This window comes from Marinilactibacillus sp. Marseille-P9653 (genome assembly GCF_916618885.1).
GTDB lineage: Bacteria > Bacillota > Bacilli > Lactobacillales > Carnobacteriaceae_A > Marinilactibacillus.
Genome location: NZ_CAKAKH010000001.1, coordinates 1,205,640 through 1,230,734 on the forward strand (window position 1 = coordinate 1,205,640; position 25,095 = coordinate 1,230,734).

26 protein-coding genes are annotated in these 25,095 nt (G+C 36.7%); 21 read left to right on the plus strand and 5 right to left on the minus strand.

Features of this window, described 5'->3' with window-relative positions; translation table 11 throughout:
* Positions 1 to 142: 142 nt before the first annotated feature.
* The 3 genes from LG377_RS05935 to LG377_RS05945 all read left to right on the plus strand — a co-directional run bounded on the left by LG377_RS05935 (position 143) and on the right by LG377_RS05945 (position 4,628).
* A complete protein-coding gene (locus tag LG377_RS05935; RefSeq protein WP_225743759.1) occupies positions 143 to 1,306 on the plus strand; it encodes a cell wall-binding repeat-containing protein in 1,164 nt (387 codons plus the stop codon).
* 860 nt (positions 1,307 to 2,166) lie between these two features.
* Positions 2,167 to 3,663: a zinc ribbon domain-containing protein gene (locus LG377_RS05940; RefSeq protein ID WP_225743760.1), complete on the plus strand. Its 1,497-nt coding sequence runs from the start codon at positions 2,167 to 2,169 to the stop codon at positions 3,661 to 3,663.
* 125 nt (positions 3,664 to 3,788) lie between these two features.
* On the plus strand, positions 3,789 to 4,628 hold the full coding sequence (locus LG377_RS05945) for a zinc ribbon domain-containing protein (RefSeq protein ID WP_225743761.1): 840 nt from the start codon (positions 3,789 to 3,791) through the stop codon (positions 4,626 to 4,628).
* A gap of 210 nt (positions 4,629 to 4,838) precedes the next feature.
* On the opposite strand, the gene LG377_RS05950 is transcribed toward LG377_RS05945, so the two are convergent.
* Together LG377_RS05950 and LG377_RS05955 are read right to left on the minus strand one after the other, a co-directional pair.
* A complete protein-coding gene (locus LG377_RS05950; protein ID WP_225743762.1) occupies positions 4,839 to 5,717 on the minus strand; it encodes a YecA family protein in 879 nt (292 codons plus the stop codon).
* 63 nt (positions 5,718 to 5,780) lie between these two features.
* On the minus strand, positions 5,781 to 6,116 hold the full coding sequence (locus tag LG377_RS05955) for a hypothetical protein (protein ID WP_225743763.1): 336 nt from the start codon (positions 6,114 to 6,116) through the stop codon (positions 5,781 to 5,783).
* A 197-nt stretch (positions 6,117 to 6,313) separates the two neighbouring features.
* Between LG377_RS05955 and LG377_RS05960 the strand changes: the two genes are divergently transcribed.
* From LG377_RS05960 to LG377_RS05980, 5 genes are all read left to right on the plus strand, one after another.
* Positions 6,314 to 7,924, plus strand: coding sequence for a hypothetical protein (locus LG377_RS05960; protein WP_225743764.1), 1,611 nt, complete (start codon positions 6,314 to 6,316; stop codon positions 7,922 to 7,924).
* A 124-nt stretch (positions 7,925 to 8,048) separates the two neighbouring features.
* Positions 8,049 to 8,816 (plus strand): tyrosine-protein phosphatase, encoded by a 768-nt coding sequence (locus LG377_RS05965; RefSeq protein ID WP_225743765.1) that lies wholly within the window; start codon positions 8,049 to 8,051, stop codon positions 8,814 to 8,816.
* Between the two features lie 149 nt (positions 8,817 to 8,965).
* Entirely contained in the window at positions 8,966 to 9,865 is a 900-nt protein-coding gene (locus LG377_RS05970; RefSeq protein WP_225743766.1) for a glycoside hydrolase family 43 protein, read from the plus strand.
* Positions 9,866 to 10,066: 201 nt separating this feature from the next.
* Positions 10,067 to 10,726: a hypothetical protein gene (locus LG377_RS05975; protein WP_225743767.1), complete on the plus strand. Its 660-nt coding sequence runs from the start codon at positions 10,067 to 10,069 to the stop codon at positions 10,724 to 10,726.
* Between the two features lie 48 nt (positions 10,727 to 10,774).
* Positions 10,775 to 10,975 carry a hypothetical protein gene (locus tag LG377_RS05980; RefSeq protein ID WP_225743768.1) on the plus strand — a complete coding sequence of 67 codons (201 nt, stop codon included), beginning with the start codon at positions 10,775 to 10,777 and terminating at the stop codon, positions 10,973 to 10,975.
* A 101-nt stretch (positions 10,976 to 11,076) separates the two neighbouring features.
* Here the strand turns inward: LG377_RS05980 and LG377_RS05985 are convergent, their stop codons facing one another.
* Entirely contained in the window at positions 11,077 to 11,388 is a 312-nt protein-coding gene (locus LG377_RS05985) for a PTS sugar transporter subunit IIB (protein ID WP_225743769.1), read from the minus strand.
* A gap of 435 nt (positions 11,389 to 11,823) precedes the next feature.
* Here LG377_RS05985 and LG377_RS05990 point away from each other — a divergent pair, with 435 nt between their 5' ends.
* From LG377_RS05990 to tkt, 7 genes are read left to right on the plus strand one after another with little or no spacing between them, the layout of a single operon-like run.
* On the plus strand, positions 11,824 to 13,314 hold the full coding sequence (locus LG377_RS05990; RefSeq protein WP_225743770.1) for a PRD domain-containing protein: 1,491 nt from the start codon (positions 11,824 to 11,826) through the stop codon (positions 13,312 to 13,314).
* Positions 13,304 to 13,702, plus strand: coding sequence for a PTS sugar transporter subunit IIA (locus LG377_RS05995; RefSeq protein ID WP_225743771.1), 399 nt, complete (start codon positions 13,304 to 13,306; stop codon positions 13,700 to 13,702). The genes LG377_RS05990 and LG377_RS05995 overlap by 11 nt, the downstream gene beginning before the upstream one ends.
* A 30-nt stretch (positions 13,703 to 13,732) precedes the next feature.
* Positions 13,733 to 14,047 carry a PTS fructose transporter subunit IIB gene (locus tag LG377_RS06000; RefSeq protein ID WP_225743772.1) on the plus strand — a complete coding sequence of 105 codons (315 nt, stop codon included), beginning with the start codon at positions 13,733 to 13,735 and terminating at the stop codon, positions 14,045 to 14,047.
* Between the two features lie 22 nt (positions 14,048 to 14,069).
* Positions 14,070 to 14,519, plus strand: coding sequence for a PTS sugar transporter subunit IIA (locus tag LG377_RS06005; protein ID WP_225743773.1), 450 nt, complete (start codon positions 14,070 to 14,072; stop codon positions 14,517 to 14,519).
* A 34-nt stretch (positions 14,520 to 14,553) separates the two neighbouring features.
* Positions 14,554 to 15,654 (plus strand): PTS fructose transporter subunit IIC, encoded by a 1,101-nt coding sequence (locus LG377_RS06010; RefSeq protein WP_225743774.1) that lies wholly within the window; start codon positions 14,554 to 14,556, stop codon positions 15,652 to 15,654.
* Positions 15,655 to 15,681: 27 nt separating this feature from the next.
* On the plus strand, positions 15,682 to 16,374 hold the full coding sequence (gene alsE / locus LG377_RS06015) for a D-allulose 6-phosphate 3-epimerase (RefSeq protein WP_225743775.1): 693 nt from the start codon (positions 15,682 to 15,684) through the stop codon (positions 16,372 to 16,374).
* Positions 16,375 to 16,393: 19 nt separating this feature from the next.
* Positions 16,394 to 18,388 (plus strand): transketolase, encoded by a 1,995-nt coding sequence (tkt, locus tag LG377_RS06020; RefSeq protein ID WP_225743776.1) that lies wholly within the window; start codon positions 16,394 to 16,396, stop codon positions 18,386 to 18,388.
* Between the two features lie 68 nt (positions 18,389 to 18,456).
* On the opposite strand, the gene LG377_RS06025 is transcribed toward tkt, so the two are convergent.
* Positions 18,457 to 18,804 carry a TM2 domain-containing protein gene (locus tag LG377_RS06025; protein WP_225743777.1) on the minus strand — a complete coding sequence of 116 codons (348 nt, stop codon included), beginning with the start codon at positions 18,802 to 18,804 and terminating at the stop codon, positions 18,457 to 18,459.
* Between the two features lie 685 nt (positions 18,805 to 19,489).
* Here LG377_RS06025 and LG377_RS06030 point away from each other — a divergent pair.
* Positions 19,490 to 20,038, plus strand: coding sequence for a sigma-70 family RNA polymerase sigma factor (locus tag LG377_RS06030; RefSeq protein ID WP_225743778.1), 549 nt, complete (start codon positions 19,490 to 19,492; stop codon positions 20,036 to 20,038).
* 11 nt (positions 20,039 to 20,049) lie between these two features.
* Positions 20,050 to 20,868 (plus strand): N-acetylmuramoyl-L-alanine amidase, encoded by an 819-nt coding sequence (locus LG377_RS06035; RefSeq protein WP_225743779.1) that lies wholly within the window; start codon positions 20,050 to 20,052, stop codon positions 20,866 to 20,868.
* A 47-nt stretch (positions 20,869 to 20,915) separates the two neighbouring features.
* Here LG377_RS06035 and LG377_RS06040 read toward each other — a convergent pair whose 3' ends face one another.
* Positions 20,916 to 21,779: a competence protein ComK gene (locus tag LG377_RS06040; protein ID WP_225743780.1), complete on the minus strand. Its 864-nt coding sequence runs from the start codon at positions 21,777 to 21,779 to the stop codon at positions 20,916 to 20,918.
* A 595-nt stretch (positions 21,780 to 22,374) separates the two neighbouring features.
* On the opposite strand from LG377_RS06040, the gene LG377_RS06045 reads away from it, so the two are divergent.
* From LG377_RS06045 to LG377_RS06060, 4 genes are all read left to right on the plus strand, one after another.
* Positions 22,375 to 23,244 carry a transporter substrate-binding domain-containing protein gene (locus tag LG377_RS06045; protein WP_225743781.1) on the plus strand — a complete coding sequence of 290 codons (870 nt, stop codon included), beginning with the start codon at positions 22,375 to 22,377 and terminating at the stop codon, positions 23,242 to 23,244.
* Positions 23,245 to 23,246: 2 nt separating this feature from the next.
* On the plus strand, positions 23,247 to 23,933 hold the full coding sequence (locus LG377_RS06050) for an amino acid ABC transporter permease (RefSeq protein ID WP_225743782.1): 687 nt from the start codon (positions 23,247 to 23,249) through the stop codon (positions 23,931 to 23,933).
* 84 nt (positions 23,934 to 24,017) lie between these two features.
* Positions 24,018 to 24,629 carry a hypothetical protein gene (locus LG377_RS06055; protein WP_225743783.1) on the plus strand — a complete coding sequence of 204 codons (612 nt, stop codon included), beginning with the start codon at positions 24,018 to 24,020 and terminating at the stop codon, positions 24,627 to 24,629.
* A gap of 42 nt (positions 24,630 to 24,671) precedes the next feature.
* Positions 24,672 to 24,986 (plus strand): DUF5316 family protein, encoded by a 315-nt coding sequence (locus tag LG377_RS06060; protein ID WP_225743784.1) that lies wholly within the window; start codon positions 24,672 to 24,674, stop codon positions 24,984 to 24,986.
* Positions 24,987 to 25,095 lie beyond the last annotated feature (109 nt).

Here is a 25,095-nt window from a genome sequence, read left to right on the forward strand (position 1 = left end):
TTTATTAGTATGTAGAACACTCAACCAGTAAGAGAGCGTTCTTTTTTATTTGCGAAAGTTTTTGCTTAATAAATATCTTAACTAATGGAAGTTTCTACCGATTATAATAATATTTAAAACTTTATATTGATGGAGGAATAGAATGAATAAAAGACTAGTGAAGTACATATCTATTGCAGCTTTATCTTTAGGCGCTGTTTCTACAATTTCTCAAGAGCAAAATGTAATTGCCTCAGAAGTTTCAGTTACTAGAATAAGCGGTGAGACACGGTACCAAACAGCTACAAATATAAGTCAAAATGTATATGATAGAGCTCAAACCGTTTTTATTGCAAACGCAATGAATTTCGCTGATGCTTTATCTGGTGGCCCATTAGCTTACCAAAGTGAGGCACCTATTTTATTAGCTCATGGAAATAGTCTAAGAGCTGAAACAACGAAAGAAATCACAAGATTAGGTGCTAAAAAAGCAGTCATTTTAGGTGGAGAAGCGGCTATTTCTAAGTCAATTGAAAATGAATTGAAGAATCTTGGATTAAGTATTGAGCGATTGGCAGGAGAAACACGTTTTGAAACATCACAAATTATAGCAGATCGAATTGATGCTAATAGCAATGGTTCGACAGCGGTAGTAGTAGATGGATATAACTTTGCTGATGCACTATCCATAGCTCCTTTTGCTACATGGGAAAATATGCCGATATACCTCACTAGACCAGATAAGTTACCGAACGAAAAAAGTCTAAAAAAATATTACAAGACATATATTATTGGTGGCGAAACAGCTGTATCAAAAAATGTAGAGAAGCAGTTAAACACTCCAACTCGTATAGCGGGTGCAAATCGATTTCAGACAAATTTAAAAGTACTCGAATACTTTGGTAGTCGAAACGGCAATTTAATTGTAGCTACAGGAATGAGTTTTGCAGATGCTTTAACAGGATCTACAGTGGCTTCAAGACAATCTACTGGAATTTTATTAACCAGAAACCCTCAGTTAAGTTATGAGCAAAAAGAGTATTTATACTCAAGCAGATTCAAAAATATCACAATTTTGGGAGGTCCTGTTTCAGTTTCATCTAGAATAGAAACACAGTTAGAAGAACATGAAAATTATACTTCTAAACTTACGCCACCAAGTACATCCGATGGTTGGGTAAAAACAGGAGAATTCACCTACGAGAAAGATTTAGGTGGAGGGACTATGCAGTACTGGAGTTATGGTGAGATTTGGACGATATCTGGCGGAGATTGGGATGATCTAATAGATGATGATACAGTTTATGGGAATCATAATAATGAATAAGAATAGGTCTAATTGCCTGTAATATAGATTAAGAACATAAATCGAAATGAATAAAATAAGAAGACTGATTCAAGAAAAATTTATTAATTTCTTAAATCAGTCTTCTTAACGTTTATATATTTATTTCTGCATCGGAAATTTTTATTCAAATTCAGTTTATAAATACTAAAAGTTGATATTACATTTATATGAAAGGGATCTTTTAAATTCAATTCTTTTTTAGTTGAATATTAATATTATATAAATTAAGCCGATAGTAGGGTGGATGCCGTGCATCATTAAAATGGTAGAATGGAATATTTTGCCTTGGTCAATATGAGGCTTCGTTGTAAACAGTCTTCTAAGCATTAGTAAATAACAGTATAGGAGGAATAAAGATAAGTTGTTGGAGGACAACGAAGAAGGTTTAACGAAAATAATCGAAAGAGGAAATAGAACATGAAAAAAGAGTTTTGTAGAAAGTGGGGGACGAAAAATCCAGTTGAGAATTAGAATTTTTTTGTGGTCTTAAATATGTAAATATTTAAAAGGTCAGCAATAGTGAAGGCTACACCTACAAACATCAGAAACGAAAAAAGATGACGTAAATATTATAAAGCGATACATATCTTCCAATAAAAAAATGGCATTGTTAAATGCAGCTACGGCTATATTATTCATAGGACGTGTGTTCTTCTCCACCGTGTTGAAGGCTTCGCTTGGACAATGGCAATCTTCTGAAGAAGATTATTATAGTTAGGAAGACTACAAAGTAAATATCAAAAAAATGAAGATGACAATAATAATGAATACCGCGAAAAATATTATTTTAAGAAGGTTTCGATGGAACTGTTGAACAATATAATAGATAGGAGCATATAATGAAATTTTGTGAAAATTGTGGACATAAACTTGAGGGAAATCAAAAATTCTGTGAAAAATGTGGAGCGAAAGTGAAACCAGTGGAGATAGAGAACAAGTCATCGGAATCAACTTCTGGTTTAGATAAAACTGATCAGACAAATGTGACTGCTCATAATCAAGAACCTTTACAGAAAAACAAGCAAAATACGCTAACCAAGCCAAATAATCATAACCCCGTGCCTAAACCAATCATTGCTGGTCTTGTTATTATAGTTTTATTGATTACTGGGAGTGTATTTGGTTATCAAAAAGGGAAAGAATACTATAGCTTGAATAACCAAATTGATAGATATATTGAGACACTTCAATCAAGAAATTATAGTGAAATTGCTGCTGTACTGACTACTTCTAATGAAAATTTTGAAATTTCAGAAGATACAATTGCACCTTATGTGGACTCTATATTATATGATGCGGACTGGGGTACCATTAGATATGAATTGATTTCTTCAAGATCTACCGATACGCTTTTATTAAAGAAAAATGGGTCAAACTTTGTGTTCTTTGATCGTTACGAATTGGAATTATTACCGGCGATGGTTACCTTAACAACTAACCTTGCCAACACTAAATTATTTATCGAAGAAGAAGAAGTAGCTACTGCTGATAAAGATGACTACTCAGTCGACATTAAAACTGTGATGCCTGGAATGCATACATTTTATGCAAAGACAGAACTAGATGGTCAAGAAATGGTGACAGAGGAAACGATGAATGTTTGGCCAGGACAACATGATCCATATGTATCCTTACCTATCCAAGGTGTTTATTTTGAAGTAAGTAGTAATATAAACGATGCTTCAGTTTATTTGAATGACAAGAATGTTGGTCAACTAAGTGGTGGATCAGGGGAATTTGGACCTTTTGGAAGTTTAAACGGTGGAAACCTGGAATTAAGACAGGAAAAAGATTTTGGAGAGTTGAAAACTGAATCTATTGAATTAAGTGACAATGATTATACCTATTATCAACTAGACTTTGCGGATGCTATGACAGAAGATGATGCTCAGTACGCGCTTCAAGGAATGTATGATACTTTATCTTCCTTAACGAGTGAATACCAATATAGTTTAACGGAAGATGAAAAAGCTTACGGAGAATACTTCTATGAAGGCGTGGCATATGATGAACTAAGACCCTTTTATCTTGAATATGCAGAAAGACAACGAGATGATGAACAAGTAATGAGCGTGAATTATGATGTTACTGTAAGTAATTTCGAACAAACAGGACTAAAGGAATATTCAGCAGATTTAGAAGTTGATTATACGTCATATTTCCAAGGTACTGAAGCTAATGACTACAACGCGCCAGATAACCGTATACGGACGTTTACTTATAATGTCTCTCTTATATCAGATAAGGCTATAAGAAATAACTGGAACTATTCAGACGAAGAGTTGTTTATAAATGGGTTCGCAAACGAAGAGATGATTTATGATAGTAATAATTAACTAGTATAATTGAGGGGTTTCTATTATTTATGATAATAGAAAATTAGGTCGATACGTTATTGTTTACATTTGTATTATGCGAAAAAAGTCCAAAATTATTTTCATAGGAATAGAGGAGAGTTAAAATGAAAAAATGTAACGATTGTGGTCAAATGATGAATGAAGATGCAAAGTTCTGTACGAATTGTGGTGTAGCTTTTAATGCAGTTGAGACTACAGAACATGTTCAAGTAACTAATACAGTTACTCCTGAAAATACGAATAGCACTGAACAAACAGAAAGCAATACTTCTGAAGCATTCCAAGCAGTACAATCTAATATCACAGAAGCAGTCAAATCTGTAGAGTATAGCAAAATTGCTCAGGGTTACTGGAGCTACTTAATGATGACCCTGAAAAAACCTTCTACCAGTTTTGCAGTTACTGACAGAACAAATGGATGGATACAATTTATTTTACTCGCGGTTTTAAATAGTTTAGTTTTCGTTTCTATATTAGCGAGTATACCTGGTTCAGAAACAGGATTTGGTATATTCTTCAGATTATTTTTTGTGCAACTTTTTATCAGTATAGCTGAAATTGGGATATTATTTGTTTTCAAGAACTTGGTCCAGAAAGTTAATGCACCATTTAATGTCGTTGCTTCTCAATATGGAGGATTGCAATCTTTAAATATCGTTTTACTATCAATTATACTAGTTAGTTCACTAATTTCTCCTATAGCAATGATATCGATTATCTTAATTGGTTCGATCTTAATAGGAATCGTAAACATAATTGCTTTTAACATGTATTTATTAAATGGTCAAAATAATTCTAAGCTAGATAACTTTTACGTTACTGTGTTAGCGAATGCTGTAGTTTTGATTATACTGGCTATCATTGTAAGAATTGGAATGGAAATGATGATCGACATGTTACCATATATGTTTAATGAGTATATGTTTAACCAATACATGTTTTAATCAGGCAGAACAGTTAAACAATTCCAACTTGTAAAAGCTTATCTTTTAAATGAGTACGATTAAATATAAAAAATAAAGCAGCCTGCTTTGATTATAATATTAGAAAAGCAGAAACTATTAAGGCTATCTTTTCCCTATACTTTATAGGGCGAGGGTGGTCTTTTTTACGGTTCTATAATATTTAATGTAGACTATAGATTACCTAAGTTATCATCTGCCGCAGCATTTTTTGTATTTCAATCCACTACCACAAGGACAAGGTTCATTACGACCAACTTTCACTGTTTGACGGGGCGTAGTTTCTTGAGTATCTGAAAACAAAGGTAATACTGGGGGGACTCCTGGTTCTTGATGCAGAGAATTCTTACTCAGAACAGGATCAAGCGTTTTTCGTCTAATAGAACATTCTTTCACGGTGAATCCATTTTGTTTCCATTGTCTGGTGTGACCAAGTAAATCATGATAGAATTTGAAAATGGTTTTGCCTTCTTTTTCAGAATGAATGATTAGACTGTCATCTTCGTTTAATTCGTCCATTAAGATAGACATTTTAGATCCCATCAGGGCATGTTTTTCAATTGTTTCCATAACATAACCTGGATCATAAGAACAGTTTTTGATAATCTTAATCAATTTTTTGTAAGGAGCAAGTCGATGGTCAAAATCATTATTGGCGTAAAAAGACAGTTCCTTGACCGTAGGGTGAAATTGATTATTATAAGAAACAAAGCCTAAAGTATCAGCATACAGCTTTGCATGTTGTATATTTTCGAAGCGCCTACTTGCGATTCTTAAAAAATCTAGTATATAAAAGTCTAGACCGATTGAAATCGTTGAAAAGTAGGAGAGTAGTTTATTTAAAGTTAAGTGATTTAACTCTAACTCAGGATGTTCTATCCTATATAAATGGACGAAAGTCTGATAACTGACGATTCCGTATAGATGCACACCGGCTTTAATGACATTTTTAATTGAAGCAATGGTTTGTGTTAGTGCTTTATTTTCAAGATAAGATTCGGAGTTGATGACGGACATAACCTCTGTAGGGATGGCAATATTAATATAATTTTTCTCTTCGTGTACATACATAAGTCCAAGTTGCACTGCTATAGGAAAGACGGTGATAAAGAATAGCTGATTGGCCTTCGTACCTTAAGATATAATAGAAGGGTCGCGATGAGCAAATTTAACGAAGGCTTCGAGTGATTCTTTTTGAAAAGAAAGCAAACGATCTTCGATTGAATGTACAATGTGATTCGATAAAGTATCGGTAATTTGGTTTTTCGTCCAGCTTTTCTTTACCTCAACGAAATTCAGATCAGCTAATTTTATTAAAGCTTCTTTTCGGTAACACATTAACAGACTTTTAAGATTTGGATTATGAGGAGTCGCTTTCAGTTTGAAATCATCCAGAACAGATTGAATCGTCAGTGTTTTTATAGAAGACAACTCTGAAACGGTCAGTATATCCAAAGAGGGGTCGATCATTTTTTGATGTCCTTTCTAAACTTAAATAGTCGGTTAGAAGATTGCAATTTTGTTTTGTAACAGGCTTTATACTAGTGTAAACTAAGGAATAGAAAGATTCTAGAGAAAAATAGAAAAATCGTGCAGTATGTTCGAATAGTCACGCAGACTAGAATGAACGATGTACAATTGATTTAACTGGAAAAGGATGGCAGTACATGAGATTTCACGGAACAAATAAATTATTAGCAACACTTAAAAAGAGTGCAAAATTAAGCGGCAAAGATGGTTTTTCAATTGAACCGGTTGAAACAGATACAACAATACTGAACGAGCTTTTTGACTGGCATGCTTCAATGATTGAAGTAGAAGAAGACTATATTGTAAACTTCGTAAACGATCTTACGCAATTACCGGTCATCATTGGACCACTGTCTTTAGAAGACGTTTTAGATAGTTTTGATCTGTTTAAAAAGCAACTACAAACAATGATGCAAAAACAACATTTCGAAGACGCAGAGATTCAAACCTATTTAAGAAGTGTTGACAACCCTACAGTAACAAAATCCATCAGTCGTGCGAAACTCGGACCATTGAGCGCCGTTACAAGCGATACTAATGTGCGTATCAAAGAGTTGAATGTGAGTGAGATTGATACAGCTGCTTTATCTGAAGAATTGAGCGAAGTGCCTCGCATTAAAGACGGTGAAGTTTCAATACCACTAGAAAACTGGTTCGATGCCTGGGTAGAACGCTCTAATAATCATACCTTTAGTGATTTTAGTGACAAGTTCAACGAGCAATGGATTCCGGCGCTAAACGATCCTTCACAGGACCACTGGAGTAAGCTTTATGATGAAATCGATCAAGTATCTAAAGTGAAGCCGTGGGAAAGTTACTCGGATTATGAATGGATTGCGGTACAACATCCAGAAACCAAAGAGTGGACATACTGTACGATTATGGGGAATGATGGTAGCTTCAAAGGGATTGGTTTGTTTACCGGTCGTGCCGGATTAAATAGCTTATATACCATCTATGATCAAGAAAATGATCTTCCGGATTATCTGTCGCACACGAAGCAAGACGGTATTATTATTTCATTCTTGGACCAGGAAGAAGACTTGGATCAAGATAATGCAGATCGTCTGGAAAAAATGGATCGATTGCAGTCGAACGGTTCACTGATTCCTGAAGTGATGAAACATACACCTGGATTTATTCCATGGGGGATTCTTTCAGACGAAGAAGCACAGTGGACGACTGATGTGATTGAGCAGCTATTAACCGTACTCAATGAGTCTGAAGGTCAACCGTTACCAAGTGTTACAAGTGGTCACGTAATGGGTCGTCAACAAGAAGAAAACCAATGGATCACTAAGGAACACAATTTACTTGAATGGGAACAAATCAAAGAAGTTAAAGAAAAAGAGCTATTCAGAAATGAAATTGCCATTCATAGAATCAAGCGAGCGCCGAAGGCTAAAAACACAATTGTAATGGACGTTGCCTACACAAAATCAGTGATCCAAGAACATCCTCATGAAAGACCTTTTTATCCGATGTTAGTTATTGGGATTGAAAGAAGTAGTGGACTGGTTTTAGACGTCAAACCGTTTTCCAATGCAAGCGAAACGAAGCAAATTGTACAGAAAAGTTTAATGGATATCTGTTCTAAAGGAAAACCAAAAGAAGTTATAGTAAGAAAAAATAGTATTGAATGGATTATTGAAGATTTTTGTAAGAAAACCAATATCAAATTAAAAACATTTGACCGGTTAGTAGAAGTTGAAGACGTGATGAAAGAGATTCATGACGAACAGATTTAAAAATGAAGTGAATTCATTTAAGCGTTAATCTTTTCTTAATTTGATAAGAGTATAGTAAACTATACTTAAACAGGTATTGTTTACTATACTTATAGGTAATCTAACTTTAGAAAGAAGTGATTAGATGATTGATTTACACAGCCACATTTTACCTGGAATAGATGATGGAGCTAAAAACATAGAAGAGTCTCTGGATATGGCCCGTTTAGCTGTTGAAGAGGGAATCACTCACTTACTGGCAACACCTCATCACATGAACCGCGACTGGATGAATGAAAAGAGTAAAGTATTGAAAATGGTCAAAGAATTACAAGAAGAGATTGACCGTGAAGGTATACCATTGACGTTGTTCCCTGGACAAGAAATTCGTATTTATGGTGATATCTTGGATGATGTTGAAAAAGATCAGTTATTATTCACGGATGAACTGCAACAATACATGCTGATTGAATTTCCGACTTCTTCGATTCCAACCTATACAGAGCGTTTATTTTATGACTTGCAGTCAAACGGAAAAACGCCGGTCATTGTTCACCCGGAACGAAACCGGATGATTTTAGAAGATCCGGATAAGTTGAAAGAATTGGTAGAACACGGAGCATTAGCACAACTGACTGCTGCTAGCTACACCGGTGGATTCGGTAAAGAAATCAAGAAGCTGAGTAAACAATTGATTGATGCCAATCTTGTACACTTTGTAGCATCAGATGCGCATAACACAGGTAACAGAGCTTTCCATATGAAAGAAGCCCATGACTTAATCATCAAAGATTATGGTCGTCGTAAATGGCACGAGTTCCATCAAACCACAAAAGACTTGATCAATGGAGATGTTATTATTCCAGCAACGCCTACGAGTGTTTCGAAAAAGAAATTCTTTGGATTGTTTTAATGATTGCTAGAGATTAACACATAAGTGTACTCACAAAGTATGCTTATGTGTTCTTTTGTTTTATTGAAAAGATTGTTTTTGAAAGGGTTATCATGGTATGATATTGTAAATCCTATACATATTATTTCAAATAAGAAAAGAGGTTAAACATGGATCGATATTTATTTGTTCATTTTGTAGGAGAACAGAACAATCAGGAGCAAGTATTCTTTAGTGTCAGCGAAGATGGCTTACACTGGAATGATTTAAATGAAGGTCAACCTGTTTTAGAATCAAAGATTGGTGAAAAAGGCGTTCGTGATCCCTTTATCGTCAAAGATGAAAAACAGGAGAAGTATTATTTGATTGCAACAGACTTAAAAATGGAAACCAAAAAAGACTGGAGAAAGGCTGAATTTGAAGGTAGTCAGAGTATCATCGTTTGGGAAATTAAAGACTTACTGAAATGGTCAGAAGAGCGAGCAGTCAAAGTAGGGATAGATGCTGCTGGGTGTGTTTGGGCGCCGGAAGCGATTTACGATGCTAAGAAAGAAGCCTTTTTAGTATTTTTTGCTTCAATGGTACAGGAATTAAGTGATTCAGCTCCAAAACAGAAGATCTACGCAAGCTATACAAAAGATTTCAAGACAATAGAAAGAACTGAAATATACATAGAAAGAGAAAATCATATTATTGATACTAACATCGTTGAACAAAACGGCATCTATTATCGATTTTCAAAAGATGAAACCACAAAAACGATCATGAGGGAGGGGGGCTTATCTCTAGAAAAAGACGCTTTTGAAAAAGTTGAAACACCTATTTTAGATGCATTATATGGACTGGAAGGGCCAGAATGTTATCAGCTTCCAAATGGAAAGTTGTGTCTGATTGCGGATCAGTTCAATAAAGGTCTAGGATATCTGCCGATTATCATTCAAGATTTAGAAAATACTGAAATGGCCGTCTTGAAAGCGGATGAATATGATATGGGAGAAACCCGAAAACGGCATGGAGGCGTTATCAAGATAACGGATAAAGAGTATAGAGGATTGATCGAAAAGTATTAATCAGGTGATGTTGGTTGATCTGAATTCCTCTATCATGGTAAAGAGGTAGTAGAATAGATCTAGACTAAGAAATATGGATTTTTTTAGAGGTGATCGGCTAATGGAACTTGAAAACTACAAAGAAATATTAACTCATTAAAACATAGACCTTTTAGAGAAAAACAAATACGCACTGCAGGTGTCATCTCGGAATATGTCAGATTGAAATACGAAATTGAATTAATTGTCGTTGGAGGATTGTCAGTTGAGATTTATACGGATGGAGGTTACACTACTCAAGATATAGACTTCGTAGGTGTTGGTCATGAGAAAGTTACTACTGCTCTAAAAGATTTAGGGTTTATATCTCATGGAAAAGATAGTATTCATGAAGAATTAAAAATTTATGTAGAGATACCCGACTCAGTTTTAAAAGATTCAAATTCAAAATATATTAAAACAATGGATACACAAGATGGTTTTGCGTTATCTATAATCGGTATTGAAGACATAATCAAAGATCGTATTAGAGCATTACTCTATTTTAAAGAATTTCTAATAATAGCCCGGGAAGTGAACAGGAATAAGTTATCGCAGTTTAAGTTTATTCAATTTCTCGATGAACAAGAAATACCCTATACTCTTATAAATAAGACCATTATATCCTTGGCAACTGGAGATAGTTATTACGGTATATCTCTCTTTCCGTTCAATATGATCTATCATTATGAGCATGATGTTGAAGAATATTTTGTCCCCGCCAAAGAAGAACCGATGGAGTTCAATGAATTAGTGAAATTCTTAAAGCAGATTAAAGTTAGTGAGATTAAGAAAATCAATGAACTGATTGAATTTATAAGTTTAATAGAGGATAGCGAATAAGTAGATTGATAGAATCTGTGTTATAATGAATAAAAGGAGGCCTAGAAAATGAAAAAAATTAAGATTGATACGAGCAATAAAACTATAGAAAATAGTATCAGTGAACTAGAAATGTCTATGTTAGCCAAAAGAATCAATTCAAAAATTTCAACTGATTCTAGGCGTAAACGTCCTAGAAATCCTCAAGAAAAAGAAATACTTCTGCGCTGGGAAAAAGAGCGTGATGGTATAAAAATCGGTATAATTTAAAATAAACCAATTTAAAAGGATTCAATCATCCATATCGGGTGATTGAATCCTTTTTATGTTCGATAGTTAACTGTTTCATTTTTAATGTCTACTTATTAAACTTATTTCACCAAGCCTAATGCTGTATCCAGTACAGCTTCGCCATCCATCTGTTCAAAGTCACGCATATCAATGATTTCAACAGGAACATTCTTACTGGCAACTTTCTCTTGTAGTTGATCTTTTAAAAATTTAACCTGAGGTCCGAGTAGTAAAACATCGATCTCTTTAGCGGATAAGTAACCGTCTGCTTCGTTAGGGGATACTGCGAAAATATCTGCTTCTAAACCTTTTTTTTCTGCAGCTTTCTGCATATTCGATACCAACATACTTGTGCTTACACCAGCTGTACAAACTAACATGATCGTTTTCATAAGACATCTCTCCCTTTAAGTTAAATGAGTAGCAAGTTTTGAAATAGATAGTAGGCACTTTATTTGAAAGCGGTTGCTATCTATACTTTATTTATACACTATTTAATAACGAATATCAATAAATGTCCCTTTTTGATTCTACAATTCATTGTGTTAATATCAACCACAAAATCATCTTTAATTTTAAAATTGTGTATAAGAAAAGATTCCGATACAATTTTAGTCTAAAGTTAAAAACAGCTTTCATACAAACTAAACGAACGACTTAGGTGAAAGAGTTTAGTTTCAAAGAATGGTATTGCTTTTCTAGAAGACAGATATAGACCGTTGGAAAAGAAAGCCTTATCATAAAATTGTCCGTTGCAGTGGACATTTGTACGTAAAGCGTTTTCTTGAATGTCCGGTACACTATAGATAACAAAGGAGGAGATAACGGTGAGTTCAAAGAAAATACGTGAACAAAAACTGTTGCTATTTCTCTCAGAGAACCCCGGATATACAACTTCAGAAGAGTTAGCCAGTCAATTAGCTATTTCTAGAAAAACTGTATACCGAACAATCAAAGACATCAATGAGGGAACACCAGAAGGGGAACTCATTTTATCCGAGAAAGGGAGAGGATACACGTTAGATTACGAGAAATACATTCAATCAAACAAAGAAGTCTCTCGAATCACGAGTGATTTTACCCCGGCAGAACGTCGCGGTCGAATTATGGAAGAGTTGCTTCTCTATTCTCCTAAAGCTCGAAATGTAAGCGAATTATACGCTGACTATTTTATCAGTGAGACAGTGATCTTTAATGATGAACAAATCATCGCTGATGCTTTAAAGCAATACGATTTAAAACTGGTTAGAAAAAGTAGAACCGTTTCGATTTTGGGAGAGGAAGAAGATATCCGAAGAGCCATTACGGACCGGATTCAGCGAATGAACATTGTGAATGTGAATGATTTGAAGAACAATAAAGAATTGAACTTTAATCATTACGATGTTCTTTACATTTTAGATCAAATCAAAACGATTGAAAAGAAACTAGATATTACCATCCATTATCCATATGACATCAATATTTTTTCTCATTTATATATCTTGATCAGTCGAATAAGAAAAGTAGGGTTAAAACATATTACGGCTAGAGAGTTGGATGCAGAATCTATTGAAAATAAAATTCAACAAAATGACCAAGCGCTTTATCAGGCTGCTGAGTCAACGATTCAAAACCTATCGAATTACTTGACAGTAGAATTACCGGAATCAGAAATCATCTATCTTTATCAGTATCTAATGTCTTCAAGAATGGGCAGTTCGACGACCATTGCAACCTTTTCAAGTGCCGTTACAGAACTCACACAGCTGTACTTGAATGAAATGAGTAAGCGACTAAATATTACCATTCAAAGCGAATCTATTTTTCTAGATTTAGCAAATCATATTAAGCCGATGCTGAATCGTTTGAGACACGGTATAAGAGTCAAGAATAGTTTACTGGATCAAATACAGTTGACCTATCAGTCCATTTACAACGAAGTCGTTGAAGTTTCTAAGGAAGTCAGTGAGACCTTTTCTTTACCAACTATTAATGACGATGAGAATGGATTTCTAACATTATACTTTGCGCGCATTATAGAAACGAATCAGTTACCGATTCGAACAATCATTATGTGTACGACCGGTGTTGGGACTTCAGAATTATTGAAGGTGAAAATCGATAAAAAATTCCCGGAACTAGAAATCGTTGATGTTATTGCGTACCGAGATTTGAGAGAGGTTTCTCAAAATTATCCTGGTACTGAACTCATTATCACAACATTAAGAATTGAAGAAGATGTACCGGTAAAAACGTTGTTAGTCAGTGCTATGTTCACTGAAGATGACAAGAATAGACTTCAGAACAAAATTAAGGAGATCTACAATGGACGCTAACCGATTTGTCGTGAAGCTGGATGTACCGATTCATTCGCGGGCTGAGTTGTTTCAATATGTATCAAATACATTGATGGACGGAGAACAACTTGACTTGGCTAGTTTGATGGCCGAGCGTGAAGTGAACGGTAGTGTAGAAATCGCTGAAGGAATCGTCTTACCACATGTAGAAAGTGATGTGTTGGACAAAAGCCAGATTTTTATTGTTCGACCAGAAAACAAAATGAACTGGGACGAAAAAATCAAACATGTCAAACTCGTCATCATGATTCTTCTACGTAAAGATGAATCAGATGATGTGAAAAGAGACATTGGTCAGTTTACAAGAAAACTGGCGGATGATGCATTCTTAGAGTATTTAATGCAAACCGATCAACTAGAAATTTAAAAAAACTAAAACTAAGAGGAGAAATTATTTATGAAAATCGTTGGAGTAGCAGCTTGTACAGTAGGAATCGCACACACATATATCGCACAAGAAAAACTAGAGAATGCAGCAAAAAAAGCGGGACATGAAATTCATGTTGAAACACAAGGAACTATTGGGATCGAAAATAAATTATCACAAGAACAAATCGATGCCGCGGATGCGGTAATTTTAGCCGTTGACGTGAAAATTTCTGGTCGAGAGCGTTTCGAAGGGAAAAGAGTCATACAAGTACCAACGGAAGTGGCGGTCAAATCACCAAATAAATTGATTCAAAAAGTAACAGAAGTTGTTGAAGCCAAATAAAAAATAAAGGAGCATGCAGCAGATGGAAGTAAAAGAGATTTTAGATGTCAATCTGATCAAGTCAGATATGAAGGTCGAAACAAAAGAAGAAGCACTGAACGCTTTATGCCAAGAGTTACTAGATAATGGCTATATTTCAGATATTGAAGGATTCAAAAAAGATGTCTACGCACGTGAACAAGAAGGGAAAACGGGTATTGGAAACTTTATTGCCATTCCTCATGGGAAAAGTGCACATGTGGATAATATTGGTGTAGCGATTGGAATTAATGATACAGAGATTCCGTGGGAGTCACTAGATGACCGCGGTGTTAAAGGGATTATTCTATTCGCAGTTGGAAATGATAATGAAGATGCGAATCAGCACTTGAAATTGTTATCGCTATTCGCACGCAAACTGGGCAATGATGAAGTCGTAGAAGAACTACTGAAATCGACGAGTCCAGAGGAAGTTATTCAAGCTTTTTCGTAAAAAGGGTATAAACATTTAAAAATGGGGGTAAATCATGCAAAAGATTAAACAGTTAAATTTAAAAGGTCATTTATTAACCGCAATTTCTTATCTGATCCCAATCGTTTGTGGGGCAGGATTTATGATCGCTATCGGGATGGCGTTTGGTGGAGAACCAGGAACAGATTTACTAGCAGGTAGTTATTCGATCTGGGACGTACTAGCCGTTATCGGTGGACTTGGACTGGGTATGTTACCCGTTGTTATCTCAACCGGAATTGCGTATTCGATCGCTGAGAAGCCAGGTATTGCACCAGGTTTTATCATTGGTCTACTAGCAAGATCGATTGAAGCAGGATTTATTGGTGGTATCTTAGGTGGTTTTGTAGCCGGATACTTAGTAATTGGTATTTTAAGATTCTTGAAAGTACCTGCTTGGGCAAAAGGATTGATGCCTACTTTAATTATTCCATTGGTATCTACTTTCCTTGGTGGTTTGATCATGATTTACGTGATCGGTACGCCAATTTCCTTGTTCACAGATACTTTAACAAACTTACTGAACGGTTTAGGTTCTTCTTCATTACTACTTTTCGGAGGAGTCGTTGGACTTTTAAGTGGAGTCGATTATGGTGGTCCAATCAACAAGACCGTTTTCGCTTTTGTTTTGACACTACAAGCTGAAGGCTTAAATGGACCGATTACGGCACTACAACTGGTTAATACGGCAACACCTATTGGTTTTGGGCTAGCATTCTTTGTGGCAAAATTATTCGGTAAAACGATCTATTCTCCAGTGGAAATTGAAACGTTGAAAACAGCTGTACCGATGGGTGTCGTTAATATCGTGGAAGGCGTTATCCCAATCGTTATGAATGATATTTTCCGTGGCGTATTCGCTACTGCAGTCGGAGGCGCTGTTGGGGGAGCGGTATCTATGGCACTTGGTGCAGATGCGACCGTACCGTTCGGTGGCGTCTTAATGATTCCTACGATGTCTAGACCCATGGCCGGCATTTTAGCCTTACTGGCAAATATTGTGGTAACAGCTGTTGTATTGGCGCTGGTTAAGAAAAATGTGACCGAAGAATCAATCAATGCGCAACTAGACGCTGAAGAAGAAGATATCGACTTAGGCGATATTCAAATTAGCTAAAAAAGATTGAAGAAGGATGGTTTTAAAATGAATAATGTAGAAATTTCACCCTCACTGATGACAATGGATTTAGATAAATTCAAAGAACAAATCACGTTTTTAAATGATCACGCGGATTCTTATCATATTGATATTATGGATGGACACTATGTTCCGAACATCACACTATCGCCATGGTTTATTGAAGAAGTGCGTAAAATCAGCGACTTACCGATGTCAGTACACTTGATGGTAACTGAACCAAGTTTCTGGGTACCGCAATTGATTGACTTGAAATGTGAATGGATCTGTATGCATGCAGAAGTATTGGATGGCTTAGCCTTCAGATTGATCGATGATATTCATAACGCTGGGTTAAAAGCCGGTGTCGTATTAAATCCAGAAACACCCATCGAAACGATTTTCCCGTATATCGATTTGTTGGATAAAATCACGATTATGACCGTCGATCCAGGATTTGCCGGACAACGATTCATCGATAACACATTAGATAAAATTGTTGCTCTAAGAGCGTTAAGAGAAGAAAAAGGCTATAACTACCAGATTGAAATGGATGGATCATCCAATCGCAAGACATTCAAGAAAATCGATGCAGCTGGACCAGATATTTATATCGTTGGAAGAAGCGGTTTATTCGGCCTAACAGAAGACATTGATTCGTCTTGGGAAACGATGGTCAAAGATTACGAAGAAATGACAGAGAAATCATTTAGTAAATAAGGCCTTGGAGGTAAAATAATTGTTTGACAAAATAGATGAATTAGCTGTAAACACATTAAGAACACTCAGTATTGATGCCGTTCAAAAGGCAAACTCTGGTCATCCAGGTTTGCCAATGGGGGCTGCACCAATGGCTTATACTTTGTGGACAAAACAGATGAAAGTCAATCCAAAACATTCGAAATGGTTCGACCGAGATCGCTTTATTCTTTCTGCGGGTCATGGATCAGCGTTACTCTATAGTTTATTACATGTTTCAGGATATGATGTTTCTATTGAAGACGTGAAAAATTTCCGCCAAATCGGAAGCAAAACACCGGGCCATCCAGAAGTGCATATGACAGATGGCGTTGAAGCGACGACGGGTCCCCTTGGACAAGGAATTGCGAATGCCGTTGGCTTTGCCATGGCAGAAGCGCATCTTGCCGCACGTTTCAATAAAGATCAGTTTAATGTAGTGGATCATTTCACCTATGCATTATGTGGAGATGGTGATCTTCAGGAAGGTGTTTCTCAAGAAGCGGCTTCCTTAGCAGGGCATTTGAAACTTGGAAAGCTTGTGATTTTGTATGATTCAAATGATATCCAATTAGATGGACCCATCGAGAAAGCTTTCACAGAGAACGTTGGGAAACGCTTTGAAGCGTACGGATGGGAACATATTCGCGTAGAAAATGGAAATGACCTAAGTACTATTAATGAAGCGATTGAAAAAGCAAAAACAAATCTTGATCAACCAACTATAATTGAAGTGAAAACAACGATTGGATTCGGTGCACCAAATGCCGGAACCTCGGCTGTTCATGGAGCGCCACTTGGAGCTGAAGGGATTTTAGCTTCTAAGAAAGCTTACTTGTGGGAAGGGGAAGACTTTTATGTTCCTGAACCCGTTCAAGAACGATTCAATGAAACGATGATCAAAGAGGGTCAAAAAGCAGAATCTGATTGGAAGCAATTAGTGGAAGACTACAAAAACGCCTATCCGGAGTTATCAGAAGATTTCCAAGCTATGATGGATGGACAACTACCTGAAGGCTGGCAAAACCAGTTACCGGTTTACACGGAAGAAAACGGGACAAAAGCAACGCGCGTATCGAGTGGAGAAGTACTGAACGCAATTGCCGGAGCCGTACCGACTTTCTGGGGTGGATCTGCCGACTTGTCTGGATCAAACAAATCCATGATCGATGGTCAAGTTGACTTTTCAGCGGATCAATATGATGGACGTAATATTTGGTATGGTGTGAGAGAGTTCGCTATGGCCGCTGCCTTAAATGGCATTTTACTACACGGAGGAACGCAGTCTTATGTCAGTACATTCTTTGTATTTTCAGATTACTTGCGCCCAGCTGTTCGTTTAGCTGCACTATCCGAAATTCCAGCTATTTATGTGATGACACATGATTCGATTGCGGTTGGAGAAGATGGCCCAACGCATGAACCGGTGGAACAATTGTCGAGTTTCCGAGGTATGCACAATGTATCTGTTATCCGTCCAGCAGATGGGAACGAGGTTGTTGCCGCTTGGGAATTAGCCGTTGAATCTACAAAAACACCGACGATGCTCGTTTTGACTCGACAAGACTTACCCGTTTTACCTGGTACAGAAACGCATGCAAGAGAGAATGTGCGCAAAGGTGCGTATGTGATTTCGCCATCTGTGGATGAAACGCAAGAAGGGATTTTGATTGCGACTGGATCGGAAGTAGCACTCGCAATTGAAGCTCAAAAACAATTAAAAGAATCTGGTACAGATGTATCCGTCGTTTCGATGCCAAGTATGGATCTGTTTGAAAAACAAGATCAAGCGTACAAAGATTCCGTTCTTCCAGCAGCTGTCACGAAAAGAGTAGCAATTGAAATGGGCTCACCATTTGGCTGGGATCGCTATACAGGAACACAAGGAACAAGCTTAACCATAGACCGCTTTGGTCAAAGTGGAGAAGGCACAAAAGTAGTGGAATCTTACGGATTCACTGCAGAGAATATTGTGAACATCTATAAAGAACTTTAGTCAACATAAAGACCCGATAAGCTTATCCTGCTTATCGGGTCTTTTGGTATCGTATATTAATCCTGCCTTTAAAACTCCATGCCATTTCGTCTATTGTATATTTTCTGTGAGAATGACGTTGTCAACTTTTCATTTTCAACTCGAACCATTCCTGCGACCAAGAATAAATCGACAAATAACCAAATGCCGCCTATAAACAAGAATAAAAATCCAATTAAAATCACAGAAGTAATCCATCCCGTAACAAATAATGCCAATAAAGCAATAGCAGAACCTTTTCTATTCAAATAAAACCTATGTATCCCAAATACCCCTAGAAAAAACCAAAGTAGATAAGCCATACCCGTACTCTTCTTACTATTGGCCACCTCAGAATTCACAACCATCTTTTCCTCATTTGTCAATTGTTCATACATCATTATTGCCTCCAATCGTTAACTACTTCTTACCATCGGACTCTTTCGAAAAACATTAAGAGAACAAAGGATCATTCAAAGAAAAGTCTAAAGACTATTGAAATGCCTTTACCGCTGAGGTTTTTGTTCTATTTTTATTTTCAATATAAATAATGGTTCCTGCGCCTATTGAATTAGAGTTAAGGCGACATTCAATCGGTATAGCTCGACTCGAGCCGATATAGTGACTAAATGACCACAATAAGACATGCATTGTCGTAACTCAAATCAAGTAAGTCAGCGAGTCTAACCAATAAGTCGCGTATTGTCGTAACTCGAATCAAGTAAGCTTGGGAGTCTAAGCAATAAGACCCTTATTGTCGTAACTCAATTCAAATTATCTAGTGTGTTCAAATAATAAGAAGAAGATTTTACCCTCAGGGGTAAAATTTCATTTTAATCAAGTGAAAATAAAGCCTACTTAACGAATTACAAAAAATAGAGCAATTAAAATAAGAAATTAATGAAATTCAGTTGAATGACTAAACGATTAGTAGGGATTTTGATCCATTATTTAATTACTCACTATTTTGGCAGGGTTTGACTGGTTTTTGTCTCTTTGAATGAGAGCTCGTAACTTAGTAAAGTAAGGTCATACAAGGCCTTGTATAGTTCTAAAGAAGATCTTCGGTAATAGGAGGAGAAGATGAAACGAGTGCTAGAAGAAAAGGTAGAACACGATTTTTTCTTTGTACATGACTCGATCGTGTTCGGAGCGATAAAGAAAATCGGAATTCGCTACGATCATACAAATTACGATGATTTTGTACAGATTGGTCGAATAAAGTTAGTGAATGCTTATCAGGAATTCCCAAAAGACTTACATGAAGAAGCTTATTTTTATCAATTCACAGGTTATGCTTACCGGAAAGTTTACTGGGGACTGATGGATCAAATTAGAAAAGATCAACGGATTAATGAAAGAGAAGACGGGCTACCCGAATCCTTTGAAGAATGGGGAACGGATGAATATCAAATTTTTGATCAGGATGTCGTGATCTGGCAGTTGTTTTATTCTATGTTGAGATGTCTAACAAAGAAAGAGCAGCGGTACTTAAAAGATCTCGTATTCAACCAACTGTCAATCACAGAGATTGCTGCGAAATATGGCGTAAGCAGAAAAACAGTCTATGTATGGAAAAAACAAGTCGCAAAAAAACTGGCTCATTACGAGTCAGTATTAAAAAATAGATAAGGAGAATGAAAATGAGCAAATCAATTATCATTGATGCAGGACACGGTGGAAAAGATCCGGGAGCCATTGGATTCAATGAAAAGGAAAAAGACTGGGCATTAGAAATGAGCCGCTACCAGTTCCGTCGTTTAAAAGCCTTAGGGGCGAAAGTAGCGCTGACGAGAAAAGAAGATACCACTTTGACACCTACAGAGCGCGTTGCAAGAATCAAAAATCAGTATGACGTTTGCCTATCAAACCACTGGAACGCGTTTGATGGTAGTGCAAGGGGAATTGAAACCATTCATTCGGTCAAGGCGAAATCGACATTTGCGAAAGACTTGGCTGATCGGTTAGCGAGTTACACTCAGTTGCCGCTCAGAAGAGTTTTTAGTAGAGCCATCAACCCAGGTGTGGATTACTATTTTCTGCATAGACTGACCGGCAGAACAGAGACGGTGATTATTGAATACGGCTTTATTGATCATCCAATGGATCATGCTTACTACAAAAATCAAAAACAGTTTTATACAGCAGCTGAAGCGGTGATCGCAAGTGTTTGTCAGAAAATTGGTATTCCATACCAAGAACCAGACGAAGAATCTGTAAAAAAGCCAAAAAATCGTTCACAGCAAATGAAATTAGAAAGCATTTATGACGGAAAGCTTCGGTTTTATAATCAACCAAGCTGGAAAGATGCGGATGTCTTTGGATACCTCGAGATCGGTCAAGGCTTTCCTAAAGTGATTGAAAAAATAACTGTGGGTAAAGGTGAACAATTTAAAGTAGAGAATTCCAAAGGAGAAACCTTCTATATTACGGCGCATCCTAAGTATGTAAAAGTCAGTTAAGAATAAGCCAGCTCTCACTCTAATATTTGTGAGAGCTGGCTATTGATTTATTCGTGGACTTCATCTTCTTCGTCTTCTAAATCTTTAATATATAAATAGTCCATTTCATGTTCTTCAAGTACATCCTCTTCTATCCCTAAAGCACTCATTGCAATATTCTTGGATACTGTATAAATCATTTTAAGGAACCAAGGGAGTGGGTAGATCCGTTTGAACTTATATGTATTTTTTTCAACGATTCTCGAAATCATACTATTCGGATTGAGATCAGTTGATGAACCAAACATTCGCTGCATATCTATGGCAAGCTGTTGCTGGATATAGACCATCGCTGCCGCATTATCCATCATATTTTTAATGGGGCCAACTTTCATTTCGATAATCAATTCATGGTCAGGATGAATATGAATGTACGTTTGATCTCCAACGGTTTCCATATTATAAATATGGTGGAGGCCGATCCAGTTAACGTGGTCTTTTGAGGGACCTTTTTCTGGTCCAAACTGAATATTGCCTAGTACATATGGAACTTTCTTTTTAATGCCAATCATCTTTCCTAGAATACTAATAATGTCATAGGAAGTATTCAATTTGAAGTATCGTTTGATAATTTTTGTAGTGGTTTCTTCTGATTTGAAGACAGCACCATTAGTTTGAAAAATCAAACTATTATAAGGCGTATCAGGATGTTTGGAGAGATCGTATAAGTAATAAGAATCATCATTGATCCATATTTTCTTTCTGGGGAGTGCTTCGTCTATGTAAGTCATGATAGAGTCTTTACTAATAGCATGTGGTGAATAAGTAGCTTGGTAATATGAAAAATCTTCGTTAACCAGATGTGGCGTTTGACCGTAATCATTATTCAATACTTTTCCTATCTTTTCAAATGCTTTTTGTGTTTGACGCATCTACACAAACCCTTTCTATTGAGACCGCTATCATTAAATGGAACGAATGATTTAGCCTGTTTTAATTTTGATAAAGTTAGTATACATTAGGACAAGTAAAAATATTGTTAAATTTACAAAATTTACCTTTTTAATATGAATTCGTAACAAAAGACGCATAGAATTAATATATCTCGATACCGAACTATCATATAAAACGAATATTAATTAAATTTATTATCTGATGTTTTCTGCTAATTTCTACGCGAGTAAAGACTATGCTTTAGGATACGCTGTTTCAGAAAGTCCAATAGGTTCATTCGTTAAAAGTGAGACTAATCCAATACTATCTAAGGATATGGAAAATGACGTTTCTGGCCCTAGACATAATAGTGTGACTGATGGTTTGGATGATGAAACGCTAAATGCCAGAGTACCCATTCTTTAAAAACAACTTTGTATTTTATGTTTTTGAATAAAATCGCTTTGTATCAAGTGATTGTTGTAATGTAGAAATGAGAAAGAAAGTTTTCACTTATTTTATTCATGATTTTTTTGACTCTCCATACGTAAGCTTGTTACACTCTATAAGACTTAATTTGAGAGGAAGAATGACATGAAACGAACCATTCAATCACTATTAACCTTATCACTAGGTAGCAGTCTACTACTAGCAGCTTGCTCGAATGACTCAACTGAAGAAACAGCGACTACAACAACTGAAGATACTTCTTGGAGTGATATCCAAGAAGCTGGCGTTTTGAAAGCAGCGACTTCCGGAACGTATTTCCCGAATTCCTATCACGAAGAAGGCACGAATGTCTTGACGGGCTTTGAGGTAGAAATATTGCGAGAAATCGGTGAGCGACTAGACGTTGAGGTGGAATTCACTGAGATGGGTGTTGACGGTATGCTAACGTCACTAAATAGTGAACAAATCGATATTGCGGCTTTGAGCATCAGTCATGCTGGAGAAAATGCGGACAAATTCAATTATTCAGAACCGTATAAATACACTTATATGTCGATGATCGTTAGAGAAGATGATAATTCAGGTATCGAAACGATGGAAGACCTTGAAGGTAAGCGAGCTGCCGGAGCGGCTACGACTTCTTATATGAAAATTGCTGAACAGTTCGGCGCAGAACTGGTCATTTACGACAATGCGACAAACGATCAGTATCTTAATGACGTAGCGAATGGACGGACGGATTTAATCATCAACGATTATTATGGTCAGACAATGGCATTAACTGCTTTTCCAGAAATTCCAATCAAGATTCAAGAAAACTTATTCTTTAATCCAAGTTATACCAACTTTTCGATGAAACTTGGAAAAGACACGTTAACCGAAGAAGTAGATAAAGCTTTAGAAGAAATGCATTCTGATGGGACTCTAAGTGCATTGTCTGAAGAATTTTATCAAGGGGAAGACGTATCTGTAGAAGTTGATATGGATATACCTACGTACGAGATTGAGGAGTAAGTATGGGAAACATCGAATGGCAATACATTTTTGATCCTGAGCTTGCTTGGGAATCTCTACCTTTCTTGATCAGTGGTATCCCAAATACGTTAATTATCGCGATTATTAGTACGTTTTTAGGGCTGATTATCGGATTAGGATTGACGGTTATGCGTCTGTCGGAGATGAAACTATTAAACTTTCTGGCTAAGGTGTACGTTTCATTTATGCGCGGAACCCCAGCGCTCGTCTTTCTTTTTCTGATTTATTTTGGACTACCATTCGTCAATATCCAGTTTGAAGCCATGACAGCTGCGATTATCTGCTTCAGCTTGAACTCAGCGGCCTATATTTCTGAAATTTTGAGATCCGCTGTATCCTCCGTTGATCACGGCCAATGGGAAGCCGCAAAAGCGCTAGGTTTAGGAAAAGGCATCACATTTCGGGCAATCATTATCCCGCAAGCAACGCGAATCGCTCTGCCACCACTTGGTAACGTGTTGATCGATGTGATTAAAGGAACCTCTCTAGCGGCGATGATCACCGTCAATGAAATCTTCCAGAACGCTCGCATTGTCGGAGGCAGAGAATTCGATTACATGACCATGTACATTATGGTCGCCCTCATTTACTGGCTGATTTGCAGCATCTTCAGCTACTTCCAGACCTATCTAGAAGTTATTTCTTCAAGATACGTCATCCAAAAATAAGTATTACCAACCCTGAATCCGGATAAAATATCTGGTAAAAGGGTTGGTTTTTTAATACACTTAAATAGAAGGAGTGGTCACGCTATGATAGATAAAAAAACCTTTTTAACTTTAGCTGGAACGGTTTTAATGCTCTTGAGCACAACCGGTTGCGCAGATTCAACGGATGAAAAAACCACCCAACCAAATGTTGCGGAACAAGCAGAGTCAGATGATTCAAAGGCTTCAGAAGGAAAAACCTATTCAGAGTTTGAAGAAGATCAGGAAGAACCAGAAGAGTCAAAAGACATTTTAGCAAAGTACTCTAATGACGAAATTGAATACGCTCGTATCTGGTTACAGCTCGGACCAAATCAAGAAATCAGTGAATTGTATGTGCAACGCTTTCCAGCTGGAACACTGGTGAATCCAAATGACGAAAATAGCGCAGTCTACCCAGACGATGTTGTACAGTTATCTGGAAGTCGACTTGTTGACGGATCTGTGACCTATTCAAGTAACGGAAACGGTACAATCAATGTTTACAAGGTTCCTTACCGTTGGGAAACAACAATGTCTGAAGTAGAAGTCGTCGATGGTGTTAGTGTTTATACTCAGGATTTACTGGATGAGGCTGAAGTGGTCAGTGTGGATGTTGGAGAAGATGCGTCTGTAGTTGAATTGATTGAACTAGAAAGAATGACTGAAAATAATTAAGATAATTTGAACCTGTTCTGATAAACTCCTCTTATAGAGGAGGTGAGTGTTATAAATTGGGTCAAATCAATACCGGCAAGTATAAAGTGGATTATTGCGGGGGCGTTATTGCTTTTGCTTAGCTATGTGATCACCATGTCTATACAGTTCGAGTTTGCCGTCCTAGTCAACTATATGACGTTTGGCTTAACTGTACTAGCCATCATTTTATCCGGGACAGCAGTGAGTGGAGACAGAATGCGCGCGAATATCAGTAGCCGTGCAGGTAGAACGCTTGATACGTTGAAGTATTCTAAATTCGTTTTACTATTTGCAGTACCGTTTTACATAATGTTTGTGGTTTTGGAGTTTATTTAAACTTCGTAAATTTCAAGTTTAAGTTAGTCACCTAGTTAAAAAAGATATTTGACCTTAATTGTTAGTAGGTTGTTGAAGGATATAGTCGTCATTTCTTTAGCACTAACGT

Excerpts from the sequence above, each read along its gene's own strand:
- LG377_RS05935 (WP_225743759.1), top strand. The coding sequence starts at position 143 with ATGAATAAAAGACTAGTGAAGTACATATCTATTGCAGCTTTATCTTTA.
- LG377_RS05940 (WP_225743760.1), top strand. The coding sequence starts at position 2,167 with ATGAAATTTTGTGAAAATTGTGGACATAAACTTGAGGGAAATCAAAAA.
- LG377_RS05945 (WP_225743761.1), top strand. The coding sequence starts at position 3,789 with ATGAAAAAATGTAACGATTGTGGTCAAATGATGAATGAAGATGCAAAG.
- LG377_RS05950 (WP_225743762.1), bottom strand. The coding sequence starts at position 5,717 with ATGTATGTACACGAAGAGAAAAATTATATTAATATTGCCATCCCTACA.
- LG377_RS05955 (WP_225743763.1), bottom strand. The coding sequence starts at position 6,116 with ATGATCGACCCCTCTTTGGATATACTGACCGTTTCAGAGTTGTCTTCT.
- LG377_RS05960 (WP_225743764.1), top strand. The coding sequence starts at position 6,314 with ATGAGATTTCACGGAACAAATAAATTATTAGCAACACTTAAAAAGAGT.
- LG377_RS05965 (WP_225743765.1), top strand. The coding sequence starts at position 8,049 with ATGATTGATTTACACAGCCACATTTTACCTGGAATAGATGATGGAGCT.
- LG377_RS05970 (WP_225743766.1), top strand. The coding sequence starts at position 8,966 with ATGGATCGATATTTATTTGTTCATTTTGTAGGAGAACAGAACAATCAG.
- LG377_RS05980 (WP_225743768.1), top strand. The coding sequence starts at position 10,775 with ATGAAAAAAATTAAGATTGATACGAGCAATAAAACTATAGAAAATAGT.
- LG377_RS05985 (WP_225743769.1), bottom strand. The coding sequence starts at position 11,388 with ATGAAAACGATCATGTTAGTTTGTACAGCTGGTGTAAGCACAAGTATG.
- LG377_RS05995 (WP_225743771.1), top strand. The coding sequence starts at position 13,304 with ATGGACGCTAACCGATTTGTCGTGAAGCTGGATGTACCGATTCATTCG.
- LG377_RS06000 (WP_225743772.1), top strand. The coding sequence starts at position 13,733 with ATGAAAATCGTTGGAGTAGCAGCTTGTACAGTAGGAATCGCACACACA.
- LG377_RS06005 (WP_225743773.1), top strand. The coding sequence starts at position 14,070 with ATGGAAGTAAAAGAGATTTTAGATGTCAATCTGATCAAGTCAGATATG.
- LG377_RS06010 (WP_225743774.1), top strand. The coding sequence starts at position 14,554 with ATGCAAAAGATTAAACAGTTAAATTTAAAAGGTCATTTATTAACCGCA.
- alsE (WP_225743775.1), top strand. The coding sequence starts at position 15,682 with ATGAATAATGTAGAAATTTCACCCTCACTGATGACAATGGATTTAGAT.
- LG377_RS06025 (WP_225743777.1), bottom strand. The coding sequence starts at position 18,804 with ATGTATGAACAATTGACAAATGAGGAAAAGATGGTTGTGAATTCTGAG.
- LG377_RS06030 (WP_225743778.1), top strand. The coding sequence starts at position 19,490 with ATGAAACGAGTGCTAGAAGAAAAGGTAGAACACGATTTTTTCTTTGTA.
- LG377_RS06035 (WP_225743779.1), top strand. The coding sequence starts at position 20,050 with ATGAGCAAATCAATTATCATTGATGCAGGACACGGTGGAAAAGATCCG.
- LG377_RS06040 (WP_225743780.1), bottom strand. The coding sequence starts at position 21,779 with ATGCGTCAAACACAAAAAGCATTTGAAAAGATAGGAAAAGTATTGAAT.
- LG377_RS06045 (WP_225743781.1), top strand. The coding sequence starts at position 22,375 with ATGAAACGAACCATTCAATCACTATTAACCTTATCACTAGGTAGCAGT.
- LG377_RS06050 (WP_225743782.1), top strand. The coding sequence starts at position 23,247 with ATGGGAAACATCGAATGGCAATACATTTTTGATCCTGAGCTTGCTTGG.
- LG377_RS06055 (WP_225743783.1), top strand. The coding sequence starts at position 24,018 with ATGATAGATAAAAAAACCTTTTTAACTTTAGCTGGAACGGTTTTAATG.